General features: G+C 51.1%; 24 protein-coding genes, 2 pseudogenes and 1 riboswitch. Of the genes and pseudogenes, 13 read left to right on the top strand and 13 right to left on the bottom strand.

Going from position 1 to position 23,988, the window contains the following annotated elements; genetic code table 11:
• Nucleotides 1-67 precede the first annotated feature (67 nt).
• The gene (locus tag HV350_RS09295) at nt 68-1,081 is read left to right on the top strand and encodes an NAD(P)-dependent oxidoreductase (RefSeq protein WP_016153664.1); all 1,014 of its coding nucleotides are present in this window, start codon (nt 68-70) and stop codon (nt 1,079-1,081) included.
• On the opposite strand, the gene HV350_RS09290 is transcribed toward HV350_RS09295, so the two are convergent.
• On the bottom strand, nt 1,078-1,908 hold the full coding sequence (locus HV350_RS09290) for an N-acetylmuramoyl-L-alanine amidase (RefSeq protein WP_181630306.1): 831 nt from the start codon (nt 1,906-1,908) through the stop codon (nt 1,078-1,080). The genes HV350_RS09295 and HV350_RS09290 overlap by 4 nt on opposite strands.
• Entirely contained in the window at nt 1,905-2,228 is a 324-nt protein-coding gene (locus HV350_RS09285; RefSeq protein WP_001160725.1) for a heavy metal-binding domain-containing protein, read from the bottom strand. Before HV350_RS09285 ends, HV350_RS09290 begins: the two co-directional genes overlap by 4 nt.
• A 251-nt stretch (nt 2,229-2,479) precedes the next feature.
• Here HV350_RS09285 and HV350_RS09280 point away from each other — a divergent pair, with 251 nt between their 5' ends.
• From HV350_RS09280 to yegS, 7 genes are all read left to right on the top strand, one after another.
• Nucleotides 2,480-2,995: a lipoprotein gene (locus tag HV350_RS09280; protein WP_181630303.1), complete on the top strand. Its 516-nt coding sequence runs from the start codon at nt 2,480-2,482 to the stop codon at nt 2,993-2,995.
• Between the two features lie 225 nt (nt 2,996-3,220).
• Entirely contained in the window at nt 3,221-3,949 is a 729-nt protein-coding gene (artP, locus tag HV350_RS09275) for an arginine ABC transporter ATP-binding protein ArtP (protein WP_016156950.1), read from the top strand.
• Nucleotides 3,950-3,965: 16 nt separating this feature from the next.
• Nucleotides 3,966-4,697, top strand: coding sequence for an arginine ABC transporter substrate-binding protein ArtI (gene artI / locus HV350_RS09270; protein WP_016156951.1), 732 nt, complete (start codon nt 3,966-3,968; stop codon nt 4,695-4,697).
• Nucleotides 4,698-4,703: 6 nt separating this feature from the next.
• On the top strand, nt 4,704-5,420 hold the full coding sequence (artQ, locus tag HV350_RS09265; RefSeq protein ID WP_016153668.1) for an arginine ABC transporter permease ArtQ: 717 nt from the start codon (nt 4,704-4,706) through the stop codon (nt 5,418-5,420).
• The gene (artM, locus tag HV350_RS09260) at nt 5,420-6,088 is read left to right on the top strand and encodes an arginine ABC transporter permease ArtM (RefSeq protein ID WP_016153669.1); all 669 of its coding nucleotides are present in this window, start codon (nt 5,420-5,422) and stop codon (nt 6,086-6,088) included. The genes artQ and artM overlap by 1 nt, the downstream gene beginning before the upstream one ends.
• A 246-nt stretch (nt 6,089-6,334) precedes the next feature.
• Nucleotides 6,335-7,066, top strand: coding sequence for an arginine ABC transporter substrate-binding protein ArtJ (gene artJ, locus HV350_RS09255; RefSeq protein WP_016153670.1), 732 nt, complete (start codon nt 6,335-6,337; stop codon nt 7,064-7,066).
• 861 nt (nt 7,067-7,927) lie between these two features.
• Nucleotides 7,928-8,827, top strand: coding sequence for a lipid kinase YegS (gene yegS, locus HV350_RS09250; RefSeq protein ID WP_046275436.1), 900 nt, complete (start codon nt 7,928-7,930; stop codon nt 8,825-8,827).
• A gap of 22 nt (nt 8,828-8,849) precedes the next feature.
• Here the strand turns inward: yegS and fbaB are convergent, their stop codons facing one another.
• Nucleotides 8,850-9,902 (bottom strand): class I fructose-bisphosphate aldolase, encoded by a 1,053-nt coding sequence (gene fbaB, locus HV350_RS09245; protein ID WP_016153672.1) that lies wholly within the window; start codon nt 9,900-9,902, stop codon nt 8,850-8,852.
• 252 nt (nt 9,903-10,154) lie between these two features.
• Between fbaB and HV350_RS09240 the strand changes: the two genes are divergently transcribed.
• The 3 genes from HV350_RS09240 to HV350_RS09230 are packed head-to-tail and all read left to right on the top strand — an operon-like array spanning nt 10,155 to nt 13,395.
• A complete protein-coding gene (locus HV350_RS09240; RefSeq protein ID WP_016153674.1) occupies nt 10,155-11,432 on the top strand; it encodes a nucleoside permease in 1,278 nt (425 codons plus the stop codon).
• The gene (locus HV350_RS09235; RefSeq protein WP_019077202.1) at nt 11,429-12,433 is read left to right on the top strand and encodes an ADP-ribosylglycohydrolase family protein; all 1,005 of its coding nucleotides are present in this window, start codon (nt 11,429-11,431) and stop codon (nt 12,431-12,433) included. The genes HV350_RS09240 and HV350_RS09235 overlap by 4 nt, the downstream gene beginning before the upstream one ends.
• Nucleotides 12,430-13,395, top strand: coding sequence for a PfkB family carbohydrate kinase (locus HV350_RS09230; protein ID WP_181630301.1), 966 nt, complete (start codon nt 12,430-12,432; stop codon nt 13,393-13,395). The genes HV350_RS09235 and HV350_RS09230 overlap by 4 nt, the downstream gene beginning before the upstream one ends.
• On the opposite strand, the gene HV350_RS09225 is transcribed toward HV350_RS09230, so the two are convergent.
• From HV350_RS09225 to thiM, 3 genes are read right to left on the bottom strand one after another with little or no spacing between them, the layout of a single operon-like run.
• Entirely contained in the window at nt 13,369-14,115 is a 747-nt protein-coding gene (locus tag HV350_RS09225; protein WP_065554089.1) for a GntR family transcriptional regulator, read from the bottom strand. The genes HV350_RS09230 and HV350_RS09225 overlap by 27 nt on opposite strands.
• A 41-nt stretch (nt 14,116-14,156) precedes the next feature.
• Nucleotides 14,157-14,957, bottom strand: coding sequence for a bifunctional hydroxymethylpyrimidine kinase/phosphomethylpyrimidine kinase (gene thiD, locus HV350_RS09220; RefSeq protein ID WP_016156956.1), 801 nt, complete (start codon nt 14,955-14,957; stop codon nt 14,157-14,159).
• Nucleotides 14,954-15,742, bottom strand: a complete 789-nt coding sequence (thiM, locus tag HV350_RS09215) for a hydroxyethylthiazole kinase (RefSeq protein WP_181630300.1) — start codon at nt 15,740-15,742, stop codon at nt 14,954-14,956. Before thiM ends, thiD begins: the two co-directional genes overlap by 4 nt.
• 31 nt (nt 15,743-15,773) lie before the next feature.
• Nucleotides 15,774-15,870: riboswitch (TPP riboswitch) on the bottom strand.
• A gap of 221 nt (nt 15,871-16,091) precedes the next feature.
• Between thiM and HV350_RS09210 the strand changes: the two genes are divergently transcribed.
• Nucleotides 16,092-16,424: an RcnB family protein gene (locus HV350_RS09210; protein ID WP_019077205.1), complete on the top strand. Its 333-nt coding sequence runs from the start codon at nt 16,092-16,094 to the stop codon at nt 16,422-16,424.
• Between the two features lie 53 nt (nt 16,425-16,477).
• Here the strand turns inward: HV350_RS09210 and HV350_RS09205 are convergent, their stop codons facing one another.
• The 3 genes and pseudogenes from HV350_RS09205 to HV350_RS09195 form a co-directional block, all read right to left on the bottom strand.
• Nucleotides 16,478-17,461, bottom strand: coding sequence for a fimbrial protein (locus HV350_RS09205; RefSeq protein ID WP_181630299.1), 984 nt, complete (start codon nt 17,459-17,461; stop codon nt 16,478-16,480).
• An 11-nt stretch (nt 17,462-17,472) separates the two neighbouring features.
• On the bottom strand, nt 17,473-19,959 hold the full coding sequence (locus HV350_RS09200) for a fimbrial biogenesis outer membrane usher protein (RefSeq protein ID WP_181630297.1): 2,487 nt from the start codon (nt 19,957-19,959) through the stop codon (nt 17,473-17,475).
• A gap of 13 nt (nt 19,960-19,972) precedes the next feature.
• Nucleotides 19,973-20,377 (bottom strand): annotated as a pseudogene (locus HV350_RS09195) (fimbria/pilus periplasmic chaperone); the annotation flags it as partial.
• Nucleotides 20,378-20,433: 56 nt separating this feature from the next.
• On the opposite strand from HV350_RS09195, the gene HV350_RS09190 reads away from it, so the two are divergent.
• Nucleotides 20,434-21,131, top strand: a protein-coding gene (locus HV350_RS09190) for an IS1-like element IS1A family transposase (RefSeq protein ID WP_103215986.1) whose coding sequence is annotated in 2 segments (ribosomal slippage) — nt 20,434-20,683 and nt 20,683-21,131 — 699 coding nt in all. Because the reading frame shifts where the segments join, the coding sequence is not laid out codon by codon here.
• 16 nt (nt 21,132-21,147) lie between these two features.
• Here HV350_RS09190 and HV350_RS09185 read toward each other — a convergent pair.
• From HV350_RS09185 to apbC, 4 genes and pseudogenes are all read right to left on the bottom strand, one after another.
• Nucleotides 21,148-21,429 (bottom strand): annotated as a pseudogene (locus tag HV350_RS09185) (fimbria/pilus periplasmic chaperone); the annotation flags it as partial.
• Nucleotides 21,430-21,492: 63 nt separating this feature from the next.
• Nucleotides 21,493-22,032, bottom strand: coding sequence for a fimbrial protein YehD (gene yehD, locus HV350_RS09180; RefSeq protein WP_181630296.1), 540 nt, complete (start codon nt 22,030-22,032; stop codon nt 21,493-21,495).
• 272 nt (nt 22,033-22,304) lie between these two features.
• On the bottom strand, nt 22,305-22,586 hold the full coding sequence (locus HV350_RS09175) for a DUF2574 family protein (protein ID WP_181630294.1): 282 nt from the start codon (nt 22,584-22,586) through the stop codon (nt 22,305-22,307).
• A gap of 264 nt (nt 22,587-22,850) precedes the next feature.
• A complete protein-coding gene (apbC, locus tag HV350_RS09170) occupies nt 22,851-23,960 on the bottom strand; it encodes an iron-sulfur cluster carrier protein ApbC (RefSeq protein ID WP_016153686.1) in 1,110 nt (369 codons plus the stop codon).
• Nucleotides 23,961-23,988: the final 28 nt, after the last annotated feature.

Below are 23,988 nucleotides of genomic sequence, written 5' to 3'. Positions count from 1 at the left end.
TCCCATTGCATACAGACGAAATTCACGGAAGAATGCGCACGACGTTTTTTAAACACAGTGGATTGATATGAAGGTACTGGTTACCGGAGCCACCAGCGGCTTAGGCCGAAACGCGGTTGAGTTTTTATGCAGCAAAGGCGTCAGCGTCAGAGCTACCGGTCGCAACGAAGCGATGGGCAAGCTGCTGGAGAAAATGGGCGCAGAGTTTGTGCATGCCGATTTGACCGAGCTGGTCTCTTCGCAGGCAAAAGTGATGCTCGCCGGTATCGATACGCTGTGGCACTGCTCCAGTTTTACCTCACCATGGGGAACTCAGGAAGCCTTCGATCTGGCCAACGTTCGCGCAACCCGCCGTCTGGGCGAGTGGGCCGTGGCCTGGGGCGTTCGTAACTTCATTCATATCTCATCACCGTCGCTCTATTTTGATTATCACCACCATCGCGATATCAAAGAGGACTTCCGCCCCCAACGCTTTGCCAATGAATTCGCCCGCAGTAAAGCGGCTGGCGAAGATGTGATTGCGTTGCTGACACAGGCCAACCCGCAGACCCGTTTTACGGTATTGCGTCCGCAAAGCTTGTTCGGACCACACGATAAAGTCTTTATCCCGCGCCTGGCCCATATGATGTACCACTACGGCAGCATCCTGTTGCCGCACGGCGGAAGTGCGCTGGTGGATATGACCTACTACGAGAATGCGGTGCACGCGATGTGGCTGGCAAGTCAGCAAGCCTGCGATAATCTGCCGTCGGGTCGTGCGTACAACATTACCAACGGCGAGCATCGCACCCTGCGCAGTATTGTGCAGAAACTCATCGACGAGCTAAATATTGATTGTCGTATCCGATCCGTACCCTACCCGATGCTGGACATGATTGCCCGCAGCATGGAGCGGTTAGGCAATAAATCGGCGAAAGAGCCAAAGCTTACGCATTACGGCGTCTCGAAGCTGAATTTTGACTTTACGCTGGATACCACCCGCGCTCAGGAAGAATTAGGTTATCAGCCCGTTGTGACGCTGGATGAAGGGATTGAGCGTACCGCGGCCTGGCTGCGTGACCACGGCAAGCTGCCGCGTTAACCCTGCCCGTATTTCTCCAGTAACGCTTCGGCAATCGCCTGAGTTTCTGCATCCGCCACGCCGTTCCACAACGTCGGGCGGAAGTGCATCTGGAAGGCCATAATCACCCGCCGCTGTTCACGCGGCGTCATTTCAGGTTTTACCTCATAACCATAGCGCGACAGCAGATCGAGCAATGATGAGGTTTCTACCGGTGCATCGGGCGCTCGCCCGGCAAGATAAAACGCCACCCGCTGAGCATCCGGCCACGCGCCAATTCCCTGAGCGGCCAGTTTTTCCCATGGAAACAGCGGACCTGGATCGTCCTTGCGCTGCGGTGCGACATCCGCATGGGCCACCACGTTCTGTGGTTTTATGTCATAACGGGCAATAATATCTTTCGCCAAGGGGATTAACGCCTGAATTTGCGCGGGTTCAAACGGCGCAAAATACTTGCTGCCCGCCGATTTTTGCCAGCCACTGTTTTCCAGCTCAATGCCGATCGAGGTATCGTTAATTCGCGTAGCGCCGCGCCAAAAGCTAATCCCCGCATGCCAGGCCAGATCTTTTTCCGGCACCAGTTGCCAGATACGCGGTTTGCCGTGGTAGAGCGGCGGCACTGCCGGGATCAGATAGTGCGAGCTGACGTTTTTATCGGTCAGCGTAGCCAGAGAAGAGTCGAAATCATCGGCCGTGTAATGGATAACCAGCACTTTAATGCGCGGGTAAGCAGCCTGCGCCTGACGACGGGTATCTAACTGATACCCGTCTTTGTCGACAATCCCTTTTTCGCCAGCACATCCTACCAGCAGCAGCGTTAATGCCAGCAGAGACAGCAGACGCTTCATCGGCGAGTTTTCACCGCGGTGCCGCTGACGCTCACCATCAGCATGCTACCGTCTTTGCCTACGGTTTCGTAATCGATATCGATACCGACTACCGCATCAGCACCGAGCGCTTTTGCCTGTTCACCAAGCTCCTGAAAGGCAATTTCACGCGCTTTACGCAGCTCTTTTTCATACGCGCCGGAGCGACCGCCGACGATATCGCGAATGCCGGCGAAGAAATCGCGGAAGATATTCGCGCCTAAAATGGCTTCGCCAGTCACAACACCGCAGTATTCCACGATGCTCTGCCCTTCCAGCGTAGGGGTTGTCGAAAACTGCATGGTTAATCTCCTTTTTGCGCTAAGAGCACGATCTCAAAAGCATTATCGAACCGATCCACTATCATTGAAAGGATATATTCTTTACACAAAATAATTCGAGTTGCAGGAAGGCGGCAAGAGAGTGAATCCCCAGGAGCATAGATAACTATGTGACTGGGGTGAACGCACGTAGCCAACGCACAAGCAACTTGAAGTATGACATGTAAATCAACGTAGAACACTAATAGTAGAAAGCTAATAAGGAAATCATTATGCGCTACTCGAAACTCTCTCTGCTGGTTCCATGTGCACTACTTCTCAGCGCCTGTACTACCGTAACGCCGGCCTACAAAGATAACGGGACGCGTAGCGGCTCATGCATAGAAGGCGGGCCAGACAGCGTGGCTCAACAATTCTATGATTACCGTATTCAGCACCGAAACAATGACATTACCCCCCTTCGTCCGTACCTCAGCGACAACCTGGCGAAACTGCTGAACGATGCCAGCCGTGATAACGCGCATCGCGATCTGTTTAACAGCGATCCGTTCTCTAGTCGCGCTACGTTACCGGACAGTGCCAGCGTCGCCAGCGCATCGACCATTCCGAATAGTGATGCACGCAACATTCCGCTGCGCGTAGAGCTTAAACAGGGTGACCAAAGCTGGCGTGATGAAGTTCTGATGATCCGCGAAGGCCAGTGCTGGGTAGTTGACGATGTCCGCTATCTGGGCGGCAGCGTACACACGCCAGCCGGGACGCTGCGCCAGTCTGTCGAAAACCGCTAACCGCCCCATTCACCCGCCTGAATCATAACCCCCATAAATTGTCTGGCATTCTGCATAGAATGCCGACAATTATTCTTGCCCACTGGTGGCCCCGCTATTTTGTGCTATGTTTAGATAAGAATGCGGTTTGCATTTAACTTTTAACGCATAAATATTGCATAACTATTCTGTCAAAGGTAGTATCTGCGGCTTCAATAGCTATCAGACTGCCAGTATCGAGTGTCAATGAGTATTCAATTAAACGGCATTAACTGCTTCTACGGCGCACATCAGGCGCTGTTCGATATCACGCTGGATTGCCCTCAGGGTGAAACACTGGTGTTACTTGGCCCTAGTGGAGCCGGGAAAAGCTCGCTGCTGCGCGTACTCAACCTGCTTGAGATGCCGCGCTCGGGCACACTCTCTATTGCGGGTAACCGTTTCGACTTCACGAAGACCCCGTCAGACAAAGCCATTCGGGAGCTGCGTCAGAACGTGGGCATGGTCTTCCAGCAATACAACCTTTGGCCGCATCTCACGGTTGTGCAGAATCTGATTGAAGCGCCCTGCCGCGTACTGGGTCTGACAAAAGATCAAGCGCTGGCACGCGCCGAAAAATTGCTGGAACGTCTGCGCCTGAAGCCGTACAGCGATCGCTACCCACTGCATCTCTCCGGTGGCCAGCAACAGCGTGTGGCCATTGCCCGCGCGTTGATGATGGAGCCGCAGGTGCTGCTGTTTGATGAACCTACCGCAGCGCTTGATCCGGAAATTACGGCCCAAATCGTCAGCATCATTCGTGAACTGGCGGAAACCAACATTACTCAGGTGATCGTCACCCACGAAGTGGAAGTTGCACGTAAAACGGCCAGCCGTGTGGTGTATATGGAAAACGGTCATATCGTCGAGTTTGGGGATGCGAGCTGCTTTGCCAACCCGCAAACCGAAGCGTTTAAAAACTATCTCTCTCACTAAGATTCGGGACAATACAATGAAAAAAGTTCTGATTGCCGCGCTAATCGCAGGTTTTAGCCTTTCCGCTACCGCAGCCCAAACCATCCGTTTCGCCACCGAAGCGTCTTATCCTCCGTTTGAATCTATTGATGCGAATAACAAAATCGTAGGGTTTGACGTTGATCTGGCGAATGCGCTGTGTAAAGAGATTGACGCGACCTGTACCTTCACCAATCAGGCCTTCGACAGCCTGATCCCGAGCCTGAAATTCCGTCGTTTTGACGCGGTGATGGCCGGTATGGACATCACGCCAGAGCGTGAAAAACAGGTTCTGTTCACCACCCCGTATTACGACAACTCTGCCCTGTTTGTTGGCCAACAGGGTAAATACACCGGCATTGACCAGCTGAAAGGCAAAAAAGTCGGTGTACAAAACGGTACTACGCACCAGAAATTCATCATGGATAAACATCCGGAAGTGACCACCGTACCGTATGACAGCTACCAGAATGCCAAACTCGATCTGCAAAATGGTCGTATTGACGGCGTATTTGGTGATACCGCAGTGGTGACCGAATGGCTGAAAGACAATCCAAAGCTGGCCGCAGTTGGCGACAAAGTGACGGATAAAGATTACTTCGGTACGGGTCTGGGCATCGCTGTGCGCCAGGGCAATACCGAGCTGCAGCAGAAATTTAACGCTGCGCTGGAAAAAGTGAAGAAAGATGGGACTTACGAGACCATCTACAACAAATGGTTCCAGAAGTAATACTTGATGAATGAATTTTTTCCTTTAGCAAGCGCCGCCGGGATGACCGTCGGCCTTGCCGTTTGTGCGCTGATTATTGGCCTCGCGCTCGCCATGTTTTTTGCCGTCTGGGAGTCAGTGAAATGGCGTCCAGTGGCATGGACGGGTTCAGCTCTGGTCACCATCCTGCGTGGTCTGCCGGAAATTCTGGTGGTTCTGTTCATCTATTTCGGCTCTTCACAGCTGCTGCTGACGCTGGCCGATGGCTTTACGATCAATCTCGGGTTTGTACAAATCCCGGTTCAGATGCAGATCGAAAACTTCGACGTCAGCCCGTTCCTGTGCGGTGTAATTGCGCTGTCATTGCTGTATGCGGCTTACGCGTCGCAAACGCTGCGTGGCGCGCTGAAGGCCGTACCACTCGGACAATGGGAATCAGGTCAGGCGTTGGGTTTGTCTAAAGCCGCGATCTTCTTCCGCCTGGTGATGCCGCAGATGTGGCGTCACGCTCTGCCGGGACTGGGTAACCAGTGGCTGGTATTGCTGAAAGATACCGCGCTGGTCAGCCTTATCAGCGTGAACGATCTGATGCTGCAAACCAAGAGCATTGCCACCCGTACCCAGGAGCCGTTTACCTGGTACATTGTGGCGGCGGCTATTTACCTGGTGATTACGCTGGTGAGTCAGTACATTCTCAAACGCATTGACCTGCGCGCGACACGATTTGAGCGGAGACCAGGCTGATGCTTGAGTATTTACCTGAATTGTTAAAAGGGCTGCATACCAGCCTGACGCTGACGGTCGCCTCCATCGTGGTTGCTCTGGTGCTGGCGCTGGTTTTCACCGTCATCCTGACGCTAAAAACGCCGATTGTGGTCTGGTTGGTTCGCGCCTATATCACGTTGTTTACCGGTACTCCACTGCTGGTGCAAATCTTCCTGATCTACTACGGGCCAGGGCAGTTCCCGACGCTACAGGAGTATCCGGTACTGTGGCACCTGCTCTCTGAACCGTGGCTGTGCGCCTTAATTGCGCTATCGTTAAACAGTGCGGCTTATACCACTCAACTGTTCTACGGTGCTATCCGCGCAATCCCGGAAGGCCAGTGGCAGTCCTGTGGAGCGTTGGGGATGAGTAAGAAGGATACGCTGGCGATTCTGTTGCCGTACGCCTTTAAACGCGCCCTCTCCTCGTATTCCAACGAAGTGGTGCTGGTGTTTAAAAGTACCTCACTGGCATACACCATCACGCTGATGGAAGTCATGGGCTATAGTCAGCTGCTGTATGGTCGCACTTATGACGTCATGGTTTTCGGCGCGGCGGGTGTGATTTACCTGATCGTCAACGGTTTGCTGACGCTGATGATGCGCTTGATCGAACGTAAAGCGCTGGCGTTTGAACACCGGAATTAAATCGGTTTTTGTGTCTGATGGCGCTACGCTTATCAGGCTACGATTCGTCTTCCGTTGTACACTCTCCGGTGAATATGCATAAAGCCAAAATAAAAAAGACGGACAACAACCTAAATTGTCCGTCTTTTTTTATATCTTTAAAAATATTTAATCATTTTTATTGCATATAAATTCATTAAATGGCATTGTTAATTCACGCCGCAGACACGGTAAATAATCATAAGATTGACAGACGGGAGTTCCACCATGAAAAAGTTAGTACTGGCCGCATTACTTGCTACTTTCGCCGCTGGCGCCTCAGCTGCTGATAAAATTAGTTTCGGTGTATCCGCGACTTATCCGCCATTTGAGTCACTGGATGCAAGCAATAAAATTGTCGGTTTTGACATCGACCTGGCAACGGCACTGTGCAAACAAATGCAGGCTGACTGTACTTTCACCAATCATGCTTTTGATAGCTTGATTCCCGCGCTGAAATTCAAAAAATATGATGCGGTGATTTCCGGAATGGACATCACGCCTGAGCGTAGCAAGCAGGTGGCATTTACTCAGCCTTACTATGCAAACTCCGCGCTGGTGATTGCGAAAAAAGACACCTATAAAACCTTTGCCGACCTGAAAGGGAAACGCATTGGCATGGAAAACGGCACCACGCACCAGAAATACCTGCAGGACAAACACCCTGAAGTGAAAACAGTGGCCTACGACAGCTATCAGAATGCGATTATCGACCTGAAAAATGGTCGTATTGATGGCGTATTTGGCGATACCGCCGTGGTTAACGAGTGGCTGAAAACCAACCCGCAGTTAGGTGTAGCCACTGACAAAGTGACCGACCCACAATACTTCGGTACTGGTCTTGGCATTGCGGTTCGCCCGGATAACAAAGCCCTGCTGGAAAAACTGAATAGCGCGCTGGCCGCAATCAAAGCTGACGGCACGTACCAAAAAATCAGCGATCAGTGGTTCCCACAGTAACGTCCGCCCAATCTGAAAAGCCGCATTCTGCGTAATGCGGTTCAGTTAACGCCTCAGTTTCAGAAAGCATCACCTGTGTTGGCAGAAGTTATGAATATGCTATCTCACGGTAAGAGTTCCGTTCACCTCATGTGCATCGTTTCTCTGAAACACCGATTCCTGTGAACGTGTAAAGGGCGTTCTCCGCCACGCCCTTTACAATCCCGGCTCCCGGCGGGAAAATTGCCACTTCGTGGTCCCCTCCGTTTATTCCTCCAGGCTACCGGGCCGGACGCGAGGCAGCGTCCCTGCAAAACGCGCCCTGAACCCGCATCCCTGCGGGTTCTCCCGGCCTTACGGAAACACGTCGGCAATTTTCAGCCGGACCAGCCCACACCTGACCACCTGCGTTTTTTATCTGAATAGCAAAACAGAGTTAACTGGAAGTCAGCGCGTTGCAGCGATGACCCCGGTCCGGCTGAAAATCGATGAGGCGTTGACGGCTGACCGGGTCTGCCCGCAGGGATGCGGGCAGAGGGGACGGCCTGCAGGGACGCAGGCCCGGCCCCGACCCGACAGGCAGACGGCATAAGACAAATGAATCGCGCAGCGACGATTTTCCCGCCGGGAGCCTGGGTTGCAAGGGAGGCGGCGGTGAGCCTCCCTTGCACGTTCACGGGTATCTGCGCTTCAGAGAATTGCTACCGCCGAGGTGCACGGAACCCTGAGCAAGAATCACATGTTCCCCATAATGCTTAACTGAACAGTATTGCGCATCCTGCGGCTTTTTTTATCTCTTCGCCTTCGCTTTCAGTCAGTTCTTACGCCATAAACCCATTCCTGGCGTACACTTGTTAAAACGAAAAAAAGTGAGGCAAACGGATGATAGCGTTCCCTGCCAGTTTACTGATCCTCAACGGAAAAAGTGCTGATAATCTCCCCCTGCGTGATGTCATTGCAGAGCTACGCGATGAAGGCGTGGAAATCCATGTTCGCGTTACCTGGGAAAAAGGCGACGCCCAACGCTACGTTGATGAAGCTCGCCAGTTAGGCGTTGCAACGGTGATTGCCGGCGGCGGCGACGGCACAATTAACGAAGTCTCGACGGCGCTGATCCAGTCGCAGGGCGGCAATATCCCAGCGCTAGGTATTTTACCGTTGGGAACGGCGAATGATTTTGCAACCAGCGTAGGCATACCCGACGCCCTTGATAAAGCGTTAAAACTGGCTATCGCCGGAAATGCGACTGATATCGATATGGTTCAGGTCAATGATAAAACCTGTTTTATCAATATGGCGACCGGCGGCTTCGGCACACGCATCACCAGCGAGACGCCAGAAAAACTCAAGGCCGCATTAGGTGGCGTATCGTACTTTATTCACGGATTAATGCGCATGGATACGCTCAAACCCGACATCTGCGACATTCGTGGGGAAGATTTTCACTGGCAGGGTAAGGCGCTGGTCATTGGTATCGGTAATGGTCGTCAGGCCGGTGGTGGGCAACAGCTATGCCCGACGGCCCTGATCAACGATGGTCTGCTGCAACTGCGTATTTTTACCGGCGAAGAGTTGTTGCCAGGGCTGCTTTCGGCGTTAACGCAATCCGAAGACAACCCTAACATCATCGAAGGCGCATCATCGTGGTTTGATATCCGCGCCCCGCACGAAATTACGTTTAATCTCGATGGCGAACCGCTTAGCGGACAAGAATTTCATATTGAAATCCTGCCCGCAGCGCTACGTTGCAGACTGCCGCCGGGTTGTCCGCTACTGCGTTAACACGACGACACCCCAACTGGAATCAGGCAATGGTGACTTTGCTGTCCAGATAAACATCCTGCACGGCGTTAATCAGCTTAACGCCGTCAGCCATGGTTTTCTTGAATGCTTTTCGTCCAAGAATCAGCCCCATGCCGCCAGCACGTTTGTTAATCACTGCCGTACGTACCGCATCGCTCAGATCGGTTTCGCCGCCAGCCGCACCGCCAGAGTTAATTAATCCGGCGCGCCCCATATAGCAGTTCGCCAGTTGATAACGCACCAGATCGATTGGGTTGTCGCTGGTCAGCTTGCTGTAAACGCGATCGTCAGTGTAGCCAAAGTTGACTGCTTTATACCCGCCGTTATTTTCCGCCATTTTCTGCTTAACGATATCCGCCCCGATAGTGGCTGCCAGATGGTTAGCCTGCCCGGTGAGATCGGCGGAAACATGGTAATCCACGCCATCTTTTTTAAACGCGGAGTTACGCAGATACGCCCATAGCACGGTGACCATGCCCAGTTCATGAGCACGCTCGAACGCCGCAGAAATCTCTTCAATCTGGCGACGGGACTCCTCTGAACCGAAATAGATGGTTGCCCCTACCGCAACCGCACCCATATTGAATGCCTGTTCTACGCTGGCATACAGCGTCTGGTCAAACGTATTGGGGTAGCTCAGCGTTTCGTTGTGGTTAATTTTTACAAGAAACGGAATGCGGTGCGCGTAGCGACGGGAGACGGAAGCCAGCACGCCATAGGTCGATGCCACGCAGTTACACCCTGCTTCGATAGCCAGTTCCACAATATTCTTCGGATCAAAGTACAGCGGGTTAGCCGCAAACGATGCCCCCGCGGAGTGTTCCACGCCCTGATCCACCGGTAGAATTGACAGATAACCTGTCCCGGCCAGTCGGCCCGTGTTATACAGCGTTTGCATATTACGCAGCACCGCTGGCGGACGGTTGTTATCCACCATCACGCGATCGACGTAATCATGTCCAGGCAGGTAAAGTTGGTCAGAAGGAATGGTCATACAACGATGCTGTAAAAGGTTGTCGGCATCTTTGCCAAGCAACTGCGCAATATCAGTCATAGCTATGCTCCCGTAAGTTCCGATTTGAAACCGGAATGTGGATTGTCCTGACCCGCTTTGTTGCGGGCAGCAATAAGCCTGGTACCGACTGCGTTTTTTTTCCATCTTTAGCGCACTTTTCAGCAACTTCTGCTGGCTCGATTCAGGAAGAAATAATGTTAAGGCGGTCAAATTTAGACCTCAAAGGTATTTTAAAGGTATTATCGAATGGTACTATCAGTGCGTACCTTACCTGTCATGAAGGATTTAAAGATGAAAACTACAGTTAAGCTGTCGTTCATGATGTTTGTAGAGTGGTTTATCTGGGGCGCCTGGTTTGTACCGCTGTGGCTGTGGCTGAGTAAAAGTGGCTTTAGCGCCGGGGAGATCGGCTGGTCCTACGCCTGTACCGCAATTGCCGCGATCCTGTCGCCCATCCTGGTCGGTTCTGTCACTGACCGTTTTTTCTCCGCGCAAAAAGTGCTGGCGGTGCTGATGTTCGTCGGCGCTATTTTGATGTACTTCGCCGCCCAGCAAACCACCTTCAGCGGATTTTTCCCGCTGTTACTGGCCTATTCGTTGACCTATATGCCGACGATTGCGCTGACCAACAGTATCGCTTTTGCCAACGTCAGTGACGTTGAGCGTGATTTCCCGCGCATCCGTGTGATGGGAACCATTGGCTGGATCGCCTCTGGTTTGGCCTGCGGTTTCTTACCGCAAATGCTTGGCTATAGTGACATCTCCCCTACCAATATTCCTCTGCTAATCACTGCCGGAAGCTCCGCTCTGTTGGGCGTCTTTGCGTTCTTTTTACCGGATACGCCGCCGAAAAGTACCGGCAAAATGGATTTCAAGGTCATGCTGGGTCTGGATGCGCTGATCCTGCTGCGGGATAAGAACTTCCTCGTCTTTTTCTTTTGCTCTTTTCTGTTCGCGATGCCGCTGGCGTTCTATTACATCTTCGCCAACGGTTATCTGACAGAAGTCGGGATGAAAAACGCCACCGGCTGGATGACGCTGGGCCAGTTCTCTGAAATCTTCTTTATGCTGGCGCTACCGTTTTTCACCAAACGCTTTGGCATTAAAAAGGTATTGCTGCTTGGTCTTATTACTGCGGCTATCCGCTACGGATTTTTCGTTTACGGCGGCGCGGAAGAATATTTCACTTACGCTCTGCTGTTTCTCGGCATTCTGCTGCACGGCGTCAGTTACGACTTCTACTACGTCACAGCCTACATTTATGTCGATAAAAAAGCGCCCGTACATATGCGCACCGCGGCGCAAGGGCTTATCACCCTCTGCTGTCAGGGATTCGGTAGCCTGCTCGGTTATCGTCTGGGCGGCGTGATGATGGAAAAAATGTTTGCTTATCAGGAACCGGTGAATGGTCTTACCTTTAACTGGGCTGGCATGTGGGGATTTGGCGCGGTCATGATCGCCGTCATTGCCGTAATGTTTATGATTTTCTTTCGCGAGTCAGATAAAGAAATCACCGCCATTAAGGTGGACGATCGCGATGTAGCGTTGAAACAAGGGGAAGTAAAATGAAAGCAGAACGTATTCTCGGTGCTCTTTATGGGCAGGCGTTAGGGGATGCGATGGGTATGCCGTCGGAACTGTGGCCAAGAACCCGGGTTAAAGCCCATTTCGGTTGGATCGACCGTTTTTTGCCCGGCCCTGCGGAGAATAATGCCGCCTGCTATTTTAACCAGGCGGAGTTCACTGATGACACCTCCATGGCGCTGTGTCTGGCTGATGCCCTGCTTGAGTGCGACGGAGAGATTGTACCCGACGTTATTGGCCGCAATATTCTGGCCTGGGCCGAACGTTTTGATGCTTTTAATAAAAACGTGCTCGGCCCGACCTCAAAAATTGCGCTAAAAGCCATTCGCGACGGCAAACCTGTCGCCGAACTGGAAAATAACGGCGTTACCAACGGAGCGGCAATGCGTGTTTCACCGCTGGGATGCCTGCTCCCCGCGCGCGATCTCGATGCCTTTATCGATGATGTGGCATTAGCCTCCAGCCCGACGCATAAATCGGATTTGGCTATCGCTGGCGCAGTGGTGGTCGCGTGGGCGGTATCACGCGCTATCGATGGCGGAAAATGGTCAGAGATTGTCGACGCGCTGCCAGCCATTGCCCGGCATGCGCAGCAAAAAAGGATCACTACCTTTAGCGCATCGCTCTCTGCACGCCTTGAACTGGCGCTGAAAATTGTCCGTAACGCTGACGGCATTGAGTCTGCCTGCGAGCAGTTGTATCAGGTTGTGGGGGCCGGAACCAGTACCATTGAATCCGTGCCTTGCGCCATCGCTATGGTTGAGCTGGCGCAGACCGATCCTAACCGCTGCGCCATTCTGTGCGCGAACCTCGGGGGCGATACCGACACCATCGGGGCGATGGCAACTGCCATTTGTGGCGCGCTCCACGGCGTAAGTGCGATTAATCCGGCATTGAAACATGAGCTCGATGCGGTAAATCAGCTAGACTTTATCCGCTACGCCAGTGGATTGATGCGACTGCGCGAGCAGCGGGAGGCACTATGAGCACCACGCGTCTGCAACAACTTCTCCCGCAGTTACGCACACAGCGACCCGTTACGGTGGTGGGTGCGGCGGTGATTGATGTCATTGCCGATGCGTATGCCCTTCCCTGGCGCGGATGTGACATTGAACTCAAACAGCAAGGGGTGAACGTTGGCGGCTGCGCGCTCAATATCGCCGTAGCACTCAAGCGGTTAGGTATCGACGCCAGTAATGCTTTACCGCTGGGTCAGGGAGTGTGGGCCGATATTATCCGCAACCGGATGGCAAAAGAGGGACTGCACAGCCTGATCGATAACGCCGCAGGCGATAACGGCTGGTGTCTGGCTCTGGTCGAGCCGGATGGCGAACGTACCTTTATGTCCTTTAGTGGCGTCGAAAATCAGTGGAACGCTGACTGGCTGGCACAGCTGGAGATCCCACGTCACAGCCTGGTTTATCTCTCGGGCTATCAGTTAGCCTCTCCGTGTGGTGAGTTGCTGGTGCATTGGCTGGAAGGGCTGGAGGAAGTGACGCCGTTTATCGATTTTGGCCCACGCATCAGCGACATTCCCGAGCCCTTACTGGCAAGAATTATAGCCTGCCGTCCACTGGTATCGCTCAATCGGCAGGAGGCGGAAATTGCCGCCGAGCGGTTTGCATTAAGCCAGGATATAGAAGGTTTTGGCGCACAATGGGTGCAACGTTTTGCCACACCGGTGGTGGTACGCCACGATAAAGACGGTGCGTGGTATTTCAGCACACAAACTTCCGGTTGCGTACCGGCATTTTCGACAGCGGTCGTTGATACCATTGGCGCTGGTGACAGCCACGCTGGCGGCATGCTGGCGGGACTGGCGTCTGGCTGGTCGCTGGCTGACGCGGTACTGCTTGGAAACGCCGTGGCGTCCTGGGTGGTAGGGCATCGCGGGGGCGATTGCGCCCCTACGCGCGAGGCGTTACTCCTCGCACACAAACACGTATAGATCGCTTCGACAATAGCTGATGCTGTATTCAATGGGCCGTTGCTGCTGGTCAAGCGCTACCTGCTTGATCACCAGCACCGGCACTTTGCTGTCCATTTGAATGTGCGCCTGGAATTCTGCGTCAGGCATTCGGGCACTGACACGTGAGCGCGTGCGCTGCGGGAAAATATGCTGGCTGCGAAAATAGTCATACAGTGAAACGCCGATGGCATCCACGTCATGGATTAGATGGGCAGGAACCCATGACTCTTCAATAGAAACCGCATCTTCATCTACGTAGCGAATGCGCTTGAGCAAGAAGACGTCACTCCCCGTGGCAACAGCCAGCTGCTGCGCTACATCTTCCGGGCAAGGCACAATCCGCTTGTTAACCCACAGCGTATCTGGTTTTTTACCGCGCAACACCACCTGCTGTGAAAAACCACGCGCTTCTTTTAGCGAATACTCGAAGATGTTATTGATTTGCGTCCCGTAACCGCGGGCGCGCGTCACGACGCCTTCTTCTTCCAAAGCCTGCATCGCCTTACGAACCGTAATTCGCGAAACGCCGGTCAACTGGCTGAGATCGCGCTCGCCGGGCAGGATGTTTCCATGCTCCAGAATCCCGCTACGCACAGCGTTTTTCACCGTTTGCGCAAATTTCATATACAGCGGCGTGTTATCTGCCGCGGAAATACGTTCATTCAGTTGCGCGATAAGCTGGGTATGCGCTTGTTCCATTTATCTTTTTCCTGCAGCCGTTTCTGCAGCCAGTATACTCATTACCACCACGCGTGGAAATGATGCACCGGACCAATTCCCTCACCGACTTCCAGGGTGTCGGCCTGCGCCAATGCCGCTGAAAGCCACAACTTAGCTTCCTGCACTGTCTGTGCCCAGTTGTCATGGCGCGGACGCAGCGCCGCCAGCGCCGCCGATAGCGTACAGCCAGTACCGTGGGTATTTTTGGTCATCACCCTTGGCGCGGTAAAACGCTGCTCGCCATCACGGGTAAAGAGCCAGTCGGGGCTTTGCGCATCCTCCAGATGACCGCCTTTCATCAACACCGCCTCGCAACCCAGCGCCCGCAGCGCCCTTCCCTGCTCTAACATCTCCTGCTCAGTCTGCGCATGGGGAGCCCCGAGCAGCGCCGCAGCTTCGGGTAAATTTGGGGTGATAATCGAAACCTGCGGCAGCAAATGGGTACGCAGCGTTTCAACCGCCGAAGGAGACAGCAACGGATCGCCGCTTTTCGCCAGCATCACGGTATCCAGCACGACATTTTGCACCCGATGGCGACGCAAACGTTCGGCGACCGCTTCAACAATATCCGTTTCCGCCAGCATACCGATTTTAGTGGTGTCGATACGCACATCACTGAACACCGAATCCAGCTGTGCGGCGACAAAGTCAGGTTCAATGCGATACACCGACTGCACCCCGCGCGTATTTTGCGCCACCAACGCCGTGATAACCGAGCAGCCGTAAGCGCCAAGCGCCGAGAACGTTTTTAAATCGGCCTGAATACCTGCGCCACCGCTTGGATCGGTTCCGGCAATGGTTAATGCGTTAATCCGTTTCATAGTTGCTCCTGCGCGTTCAGGTTATAGAGGGCGTCGATAAATGCCGGGACAAAACTGCCCGGTCCGGTTGATTGTTGAGTGGCTATTTGTCCGGCCTGTTTCATCCAGCTACAGGCGGAGGCGACGTTATCAAGCCGGTCACCGTGCAGGGCGCAACTGGCCGCAACGACCGCCGACAGCGCGCATCCGGTGCCCACCACGCGCGTCATCAACGAGTCACCCCCGTTCACGCAGACGGTACGCTGACCATCGGTGACATAGTCAATTTCGCCGGTAACCACGACAATGGTCCTAACCTGACGAGCCAGTGCCTGCGCTGCGGGAAGCGCAGCGGCTGCCGTATCGGTCGTATCCACGCCGCGTCCCCCGCCGTTCATACCCGCCAGAGCCAGTATTTCCGAAGCGTTGCCGCGGATAGCTGCAGGCTGTAGCGCCAACAAATCCAGACAGAAGCGACGACGAAACTCCAGCGCCCCCACGGCAACGGGATCGAGCGTCCACGGGGTTTTAGCAAGTTGTGCCCGCTCAACTGCGGCGCGCATCGCCGTAGCCCGTTCCCGGGTTAAGGTGCCGACATTAATCAGTAATGCACTGGCAATAGACGCGAACTGACTGGCTTCCTCAGGCTCGATTACCATTGCAGGTGATGCGCCCAGCGCCAGCAACGTATTGGCCGTAAAGCTTTGCACGACCTCGTTGGTCATGCAGTGTGTGAGAGGGGAAAGCGTTCTAAATTGGTGTAAGGTGTGAGCCGCGAGTGTGCGGCTGTGCAGGTCAGGCTGCATGGTTCAGCTCCTGCCCGCGCGAAGAAGGGACACGAGCAGTGTCAGACTTCCCTACGCTGGCATTATCCAGATCAGGTGGTACGGGTATTTCTCAGCCCATCAGCGATGGGGCACCCCGAGTCGTTGAAACACAAGTTTCGGTAACAGAATACTGCCTACGCTTGATGATGTAAATTAGCGCAGCACCATGGCCCTCCACGAAATTACGGGGTAAGGTTGCAGCTATTCTGTACATTCATTTACACTTTTTACGAAATGACTGGCGTGAACACAAAAAAGTTCTTGTCAGATGCCCTATAAGCCAGGAATGATACACGACTGATGTTGATGACCCGAACAGGTAAAGAGGATGGGTATGAAGAATAAAATGTTGCTGGGTGCACTCCTGCTTGCAAGCAGCGTCGTCTGGGCCGCGCCGGCCGCAACAGCTGCTCCCACCGGAATTGATAAGTATGAGTTGAGCGGTTTCATCGCCGACTTTACCCATTTTAAACCTGGTGACACGGTCCCACCGCTGTACCGTACTGACGAATATGCGATTAAGCAATGGAACCAACGCAACCTGCCAGCACCTACCGCCGGTACCCACTGGACCTACATGGGTGGTGCGTACGTCCTAATCAACGATGCTGACGGTAAGATCATTAAAGCCTACGACGGCGAGATTTTTTATCATCGTTAATAGAAAAAACACGTACTTTCAGCAAGAAAGTACGTGAAATACCCGCAAATCAATTAGTCATAAGATACTGCAAATATTACTTTACTTTGTACTTCACCAGGCAGTAATGATTCCCCTGTCACGCGAACATATTTCGCAGTGATAGGGAAAGTGTACTGATTACTGATTGCTTCCAGTTTGGTCATTCTGTTCATCAGATTATCCCCCTGTTTTAGGGGAGAAGTCGCGGTGCCATTATATATCTGGAACCCCACCCCTTTGGCGCCATTTGCTATCGTGTTTTTTAGTATTTTCCCGCTTTCATCCCAGTCACCGCGCACCACCTTAAAAGTGACGGGATTGGTGGTAACGTTATATATACTTTCGCAATTCAATACCAGATTTGTGGAACCCGATTTGGTATTATTAACCGTGAGCATCTCATTCAATGTGGTATCTGGCATTTTAATTTCGTAGCGGGGTAATGAAAACTGACACGTGGTGGGTTTATGCGTTACTGTAAAGCTTAAATTCTGTGTAAAAGCTGAATTACTCGATAAACGTCCGGTAACCCAGCAATAAAGATAAGCTAACCAGTTTGAAGTACAAGAATTATCAGAGGTAATACTTACTGCCGGGTCGCTCAGACTAAACGCATCACCGGATACTGTCTGCTTAATAGTCCCTGAATTTACATATCTTGCTGAGATGGTGAAATTTTTGGTATCCAGCGCTTCGCTGGCACTAACCGTTTTCTTACCAATACTTACTGGAAAATCATTGCTGGTCAGATTGATATTAATTAAAACCTTCTTGCCGCTGCCTCCCTGAATTGCAACAATGTAATCCTTGAGCGGTGTTGTATAATATAAGCTATCACTGTTGGCTGTACACACTATGTTGCCACTGGAACTGAGATTAATTTGATTTGTTGCTGTTCCAGATGTCATATCCAGATTAATTGTCGTTAACCCGCCATTTTTCGTCTGAAATGTACACCCGGCATCAGCACCAAAGGATGACAGCAGCAAAAATATCAAAAATACGTATCCTTTCATATCTTGCATCCTTATCGGCAAATATAGACTTTATTCTCATCAATCACCCTATCGAAGGTAATTGTACAGAACTGTCCCTGCTGTTTATTAACTGCAACACGTACCGACGCGGGAATATCGTTGGTGCGAATAAATAACCGGCTACCCTGCCCCACCAGGCCCACATTATTACCGATATCATCTTCCACTTCATAACCGAAAGATAACGGAGAGCCGTCCGGACGCTCGGCAAGAAAGTACCAGGGTTTGCGCCGATCGGTTTCAAACTCCGTCATCACGACCGCACCGCGATAAGGTACTGTACCTTTTCGATTGCCCAGTAATGCCACATCGCTATTAGTGTCAGAAAGATCCAGCATCAGCATATTTTCACGGTACGGCGTCAGACTGTCGTAAACCGCGTAACCTTTACTGTTGGTTGTTAGGTAACGATGCCCTTGCACAGCCGCACCCTGTAACCCAGGCGCTTTAACAATGGCGAATGTATCTGAAAGCCGGGGAGTCAGAGCCACGCCCTCAGACCACACCACGATCCCCCCCTGAATATTGCCGCTGGCCTGTTGATACTTATTCGATTGGCTGTAACTACTGCCTACAGTCGCCACTGGCGCGCGCCAGACCATGCTAACGCCCGCCGTTGTCTCGTTCCCCTGTCGTTGCTGACTGAGGTTGGCACCATAGCTGAATTGATCGCGATTACCCGTCACCCCGCTTAAGCTGGTGTTATTCGACTGAAAGCCGTCATTATCAAACGTCGTGGAATTAGAGACGAACAGATCGCGTCGAGGAGTGGAAATACCGTCCCCCCACGAGAACGGGATGGAGATATACAGGTTAAAACGCTTATCCTCGTGGTTATCCTCATCGTACGTTTGACTCACGGCAACGGTATAGCTAACTCGCTGCCAGGCGTTAGAGTAGCTAAGTTGATAATCTTTGCCGTTTCCACTGCGTTGCCAATAGTCGCGCCACAGGCCACTGACCGCCAGGGATCCCCAGTTTTCGGGTAACGCTTGATTTATATTCAGTGAAAAACTGTTCTTGCGGCCAAAGTCGTTTTGATAGTAGTCCGCAATGTCATAAACATCGTTTTTATCGCGATTATAGTTATTTTTATTATTCGCCCACACGTAGTCATTAAAGGTACGATAATCCCGCGAGGAATAACGATAAGCTGCAAGTGCAAACTGCGTACCGGTCTGCGTGACATATTTGTTCCATGCAATCTGATAGCTCTGACCATCAAAAACATCACCATTATCCTGCTCGCTATGCGATCGCGTGGCGTCTACCGATACTGCGCCAATGGGGGTATTCCAGCCAGTCCCAAGCACAAATGAAGAATAGTTTTGCGACAGCATTGTACCGCCATAGACCGTTAGCAGATTGTTCAGACCATACTGATAACTCCCTTGCAGGAAATCATACTGATTGCCAGCCCCTTCAATATGGCTACGCCCTGCAGCGAAATCATATTTCGATACGCCCGACTGCAGCATATTTGGCACAGATGAAAAAGGCACCAGATAATGAGATATCGAACCGTTAGCCTCTTTCACACTGACATCTAAATCCGAACCGCCGCCAGCGAGTTGTAGATCATCAATAGCAAATGGGCCTGGTGGTACTTCTTTCTGGTAAATAACAAAACCATTTTGTTCGATGGTTACCAGGGCGTTGCTCTGGGCAATCCCACGAACTACAGGGGTAAAATTCTGTTTTGAGTTTGGTAACATTTGCATATCGCGCCAGATACGCACACCACGAAAACGTACGGCATCAAAAATATCAGCCCCGGTATACATGTCACCGGCGCGCAATGTACCAAGAATCGACGGAACGCCACGTTCCACATATAACGTGTTGCTCTTCCATTTGCCGTTGCCCTCGTTACCTTTCGTATAGTTGTCACTTGAATGCAACTGCCACCCCAGCAGGTTCAACCCGCTATTCAGGTTCACATAGCTGCTTTTATCATCACCACCGTGTTTATAATTACTGTAATACTGGCTGGCGTAATAAGAGGTATAAAAAGCGTTCACCCCACGATCCCAGGTTTCAGGCGGCATATATCCTGGTTCATATTCAATCACATACGCCTGAGGTACGCTTAAATTTAGAATAAACTCCCCAATGTCATAACTGACACTGCCGCCCTGCACTGCTGCACGCAGCGGCACGCAGCCTTCTTGTTTATCCGTTTTAATGTTCCCGGTGCGAATACCAATTTGCTGCAATTGTGCCCAGGGCAGACATGTCAGTTCGGGATCATCTTTAATATCAATATCGTACCGACCACGCCACTTATTATTAAGATAAACATCCATTTCATATATACCGGGCATTGGCTTATCGCCATCAATTTGATAGCGAGAGATTTTCTCACCATTCAAACCACCGATCATAAAGTGGGTATCAAACGTGTCTTCTTCAGCCCATACGGATGAAGCTGCCAATACCGACAGGATTGACAGTGTAATAGAATTTATCTTTGACATAATCAATCCTTGACTATCTTTCCGTTTTTATTTTTTCACTTAAGTAGTTTCCGTGATCATCAATAAGAGTAACCTTGTAATGATTAACGACAGTAGTGGTGACGACCTTTTTATCTGACCACGGAGCAAGTAACACTGTCTCGCTGTTTATTTTTGAATTACCCACTATTTCAGGAATAGTAATCCAGTTGGCAGAATTATTTTTGATATTAATGCCACCACTGACATCTCTGACGTTTAAGCGAGAAAAGCTTTTTTCATCTACACCGGCAATACCCTGCGGGCGATATATAAATTTGATGCGATTCTGCATAGCAAATTTAATCATGTTCTTACCTTCTGATTCCGCAGAATTAGGAGGAATATCTAACACATTCAGAAAAAAAAGGCTTTCACGATCTTTCGGCAGCGTATTTGCCGGTGATGCTGCCAACTTACTGATTTAGTGTATGATGGTGTTTTTGAGGTGCTCCAGTGGCTTCTGTTTCTATCAGCTGTCCCTCCTGTTCAGCTACTGACGGGGTGGTGCGTAACGGCAAAAGCACCGCCGGACATCAGCGCTATCTCTGCTCTCACTGCCGTAAAACATGGCAACTGCAGTTCACTTACACCGCTTCTCAACCCGGTACGCACCAGAAAATCATTGATATGGCCATGAATGGCGTTGGATGCCGGGCAACTGCCCGCATTATGGGCGTTGGCCTCAACACGATTTTACGTCACTTAAAAAACTCAGGCCGCAGTCGGTAACCTCGCGCATACAGCCGGGCAGTGACGTCATCGTCTGCGCGGAAATGGACGAACAGTGGGGCTATGTCGGGGCTAAATCGCGCCAGCGCTGGCTGTTTTACGCGTATGACAGGCTCCGGAAGACGGTTGTTGCGCACGTATTCGGTGAACGCACTATGGCGACGCTGGGGCGTCTTATGAGCCTGCTGTCACCCTTTGACGTGGTGATATGGATGACGGATGGCTGGCCGCTGTATGAATCCCGCCTGAAGGGAAAGCTGCACGTAATCAGCAAGCGATATACGCAGCGAATTGAGCGGCATAACCTGAATCTGAGGCAGCACCTGGCACGGCTGGGACGGAAGTCGCTGTCGTTCTCAAAATCGGTGGAGCTGCATGACAAAGTCATCGGGCATTATCTGAACATAAAACACTATCAATAAGTTGGAGTCATTACCTATTTGCCAATTGCTTAATTTTCAGTTGTTGACCAGAACCTCCGCTGACCTTTGCCACAGGAGGGGTCATTACAAATGGCACGTGGATTTCTTCGGGTGACAGACTGGTATCTCCGTCATCTATCCAGGATTGAACCAGCGAACTGCGACTGCCTTCATTCATTAACTGCACGGTGATTTCTTGTTTCTGTGCCGGATAAATGACACGGGTGCCGTAAATGTATATGCCGCCCCACGCAGGCATTACTGTACCGGCCAGTAAAAACACGAGTATTTTTTTCATTATAATTATCCTTACTGCGGAAATAATCGGCGGCCGGAGCCGCCGACAAACAGGATAGTCATCTTAATCAGTAACAACAGTCATCGTCAGCGAAGAGGCCACATCACCAGCGGAAACACTGGCAGTACCAATTTTCGCATAGCGTGCGCTAAAGTTTAGAGTATATTTATTGTCCGCAGTTTTAGTTAACTCAATACCTGTATCGGGGTTAACCTGTTTAGTAAAATCATCACCATAGTATACGGTGAAGCCAGCACCATTATTTGCTGCGGTATTTCGTGTAATATATTTATTTTCGCTGTCAAATTGGGAGCTGGAGAAAGTAATTTTTGGTGCTTTACTTCCTGTACATTCAACTGTCAATGGCACAGTGGTTTTATTTGAGTATCCTTCATAAACACCACCAGCACTTAAGGCATTTAATCTGTCAGCACCAATTTGGTTCATACCAATGGTCGCAGTGGTATCCCCTGTAAATTTACAGGTGGTCCCTACTACCTTACCAGTAATAATCAGTTCACCCTGATCAGAATCAGCAGCAAAAGCCCCAGCGCTCATAACTACAGCGGACAGAACAGCAGCAGAAATAATTGAACGTTTCATCGTATATTCCTTAATGAATTAACTTCTATTGGTTAAGAGGACTTAACCCGTGAAATTAAATTCGCACACCAGAAACGTTATCGCAATGTAAACGCGTTGTTTTATTGATTTAAAACAAATTGCAAAGCGCAATATAATAGAAACAAATCAGTCGATTTTTTTATTCTTTTAAATTAATAAATTTACGAGATTAACTGTTGGGATGGAATTCTTCAGAGAAATGATCAGCCACGTATTATTCACAATAATAATGCATGGCTGATAAAAGACGTTTAATCGTAATGCGTCATCACAATTTGTCGTGTAGCGTCACCGGTGATAGTAACAATTTCAGTTACCGCACCTTTTGTTGGATTTGAAACACCCGCTCTGACGTTTGAAAAGGAAATGGCATTGCCACAGCGTTGCTGCACTTCGTTATTTACAACATCAGTGCTACAGGTGGGTTCAGTTACCCGACCATTGATATTCAGGGTGGCAGTATCTGTGGAGAAAGCAGAAGCGCTCATTCCATAAGCCAAAGTAATAACTCCCAAGAATAAATTTTTTTTCATTACGTTCATTATTCCTGTATCGGTTGGGAAACAGCACACAAGCCGTCTTTCCAGTAGATTATGGATTAACTGCCTCGCTAAGACTAATTGAGATTGTAGATTAATTCGACCATTTTGATCAATTTAAATGATGCATTGAGGGTGTTTATTCAGAAAAAGACATGAATTATACAGTCCGGATAAATAATTGAGTGAGGTTTTTCATCCAATATATTCACCGCATCAATTCATTATTGATGCGGTGAATATTTTTAACGCTATTAATTACACCGCGCGGAAGGCAATTTCACCCGGGATCACTTCCCCTTGCCAGTAGAGCTGGGCAGCGACACGTCCTGCCAGGTCGCGGTAAATGGCGGTAAATTCGCTGTCAGGGCGGCTGATGACCGTCGGCGTACCACGATCCAGGTCTTCACGCAGAGAAATATGCAGCGGCATCTGTCCCAGCAGTTGGGTGTGATACTGCTCAGCCAGTTTCTGCGCGCCACCGGTGCCGAAGATTGGCTCGTGATGACCGCAGTTGCTGCAAATATGCATACTCATATTCTCAACAATACCCAGCACTGGCACTTCGACTTTTTCGAACATCACGATGCCTTTTTTCGCATCGATCAGCGCGATGTCCTGCGGAGTGGTCACCACAACCGCACCCGTGACCGGAATGTTTTGCGCCAGCGTCAACTGGATATCACCCGTACCCGGCGGCATATCCAGTACCAGGTAATCAAGATCCGGCCATAAGGTTTCTTGTAGCATCTGCAGCAGGGCTTTGCTGGCCATCGGGCCACGCCACACCATCGCATTATCGTCAGTGACCAAATAACCAATAGAGTTCGTCGCCAGGCCGTGAGACATGATCGGCGCCATGTGGGTACCGTCTGGTGAGGTTGGACGCTGGTTCTCCGCACCGAGCATCGTCGGGATTGACGGGCCATAAATATCGGCGTCCAGAATCCCTACCTTCGCCCCTTCCGCAGCCAGCGCCAGCGCCAGGTTCACGGCAGTAGAGGATTTACCTACGCCACCTTTACCCGAACTGACGGCGATGATGTTTTTTACACCATTAATGCCCGGCTGGTTTTTCACGCGTTTCAGCGTCGCAATGTTATGCGACAGTTTCCAGTCGATCGCTTTCGCACCAGTAATACGCAGCAGATCGGCGCTACATTGCTCTTTTAAGTCCTCAAACGCGCTCTGCCAGACAAACGGCATGACCAGCTCAACGTGCAACGTGTCATCCATCCAGGCGACGTGGTGCAACGCTTTAAGCGTCGTCAGATTATGCTTCAGGGTTGAATGCTGAAAATTCGCCAGCGTCCCGGCAACCATCGCGCGCAGGGTCTCTGGTGATTTGGCCTGGGATTGTGCGTTCATCCCGACTCCTTTTTGTTGTTCTGAAAAT

The sequence above is a fragment of the Citrobacter sp. RHBSTW-01013 genome (genome assembly GCF_013781985.1).
GTDB classification, from domain to species: domain Bacteria; phylum Pseudomonadota; class Gammaproteobacteria; order Enterobacterales; family Enterobacteriaceae; genus Citrobacter; species Citrobacter braakii.
This window is presented reverse-complemented; position numbering and strand designations above follow the sequence as displayed.

Coding starts and splice junctions, on each gene's coding strand:
- HV350_RS09295 (WP_016153664.1), top strand. CDS start 68: ATGAAGGTACTGGTTACCGGAGCCACCAGCGGCTTAGGCCGAAACGCG.
- HV350_RS09290 (WP_181630306.1), bottom strand. CDS start 1,908: ATGAAGCGTCTGCTGTCTCTGCTGGCATTAACGCTGCTGCTGGTAGGA.
- HV350_RS09285 (WP_001160725.1), bottom strand. CDS start 2,228: ATGCAGTTTTCGACAACCCCTACGCTGGAAGGGCAGAGCATCGTGGAA.
- HV350_RS09280 (WP_181630303.1), top strand. CDS start 2,480: ATGCGCTACTCGAAACTCTCTCTGCTGGTTCCATGTGCACTACTTCTC.
- artP (WP_016156950.1), top strand. CDS start 3,221: ATGAGTATTCAATTAAACGGCATTAACTGCTTCTACGGCGCACATCAG.
- artI (WP_016156951.1), top strand. CDS start 3,966: ATGAAAAAAGTTCTGATTGCCGCGCTAATCGCAGGTTTTAGCCTTTCC.
- artQ (WP_016153668.1), top strand. CDS start 4,704: ATGAATGAATTTTTTCCTTTAGCAAGCGCCGCCGGGATGACCGTCGGC.
- artM (WP_016153669.1), top strand. CDS start 5,420: ATGCTTGAGTATTTACCTGAATTGTTAAAAGGGCTGCATACCAGCCTG.
- artJ (WP_016153670.1), top strand. CDS start 6,335: ATGAAAAAGTTAGTACTGGCCGCATTACTTGCTACTTTCGCCGCTGGC.
- yegS (WP_046275436.1), top strand. CDS start 7,928: ATGATAGCGTTCCCTGCCAGTTTACTGATCCTCAACGGAAAAAGTGCT.
- fbaB (WP_016153672.1), bottom strand. CDS start 9,902: ATGACTGATATTGCGCAGTTGCTTGGCAAAGATGCCGACAACCTTTTA.
- HV350_RS09240 (WP_016153674.1), top strand. CDS start 10,155: ATGAAAACTACAGTTAAGCTGTCGTTCATGATGTTTGTAGAGTGGTTT.
- HV350_RS09235 (WP_019077202.1), top strand. CDS start 11,429: ATGAAAGCAGAACGTATTCTCGGTGCTCTTTATGGGCAGGCGTTAGGG.
- HV350_RS09230 (WP_181630301.1), top strand. CDS start 12,430: ATGAGCACCACGCGTCTGCAACAACTTCTCCCGCAGTTACGCACACAG.
- HV350_RS09225 (WP_065554089.1), bottom strand. CDS start 14,115: ATGGAACAAGCGCATACCCAGCTTATCGCGCAACTGAATGAACGTATT.
- thiD (WP_016156956.1), bottom strand. CDS start 14,957: ATGAAACGGATTAACGCATTAACCATTGCCGGAACCGATCCAAGCGGT.
- thiM (WP_181630300.1), bottom strand. CDS start 15,742: ATGCAGCCTGACCTGCACAGCCGCACACTCGCGGCTCACACCTTACAC.
- HV350_RS09210 (WP_019077205.1), top strand. CDS start 16,092: ATGGGTATGAAGAATAAAATGTTGCTGGGTGCACTCCTGCTTGCAAGC.
- HV350_RS09205 (WP_181630299.1), bottom strand. CDS start 17,461: ATGAAAGGATACGTATTTTTGATATTTTTGCTGCTGTCATCCTTTGGT.
- HV350_RS09200 (WP_181630297.1), bottom strand. CDS start 19,959: ATGTCAAAGATAAATTCTATTACACTGTCAATCCTGTCGGTATTGGCA.
- yehD (WP_181630296.1), bottom strand. CDS start 22,032: ATGAAACGTTCAATTATTTCTGCTGCTGTTCTGTCCGCTGTAGTTATG.
- HV350_RS09175 (WP_181630294.1), bottom strand. CDS start 22,586: ATGAAAAAAAATTTATTCTTGGGAGTTATTACTTTGGCTTATGGAATG.
- apbC (WP_016153686.1), bottom strand. CDS start 23,960: ATGAACGCACAATCCCAGGCCAAATCACCAGAGACCCTGCGCGCGATG.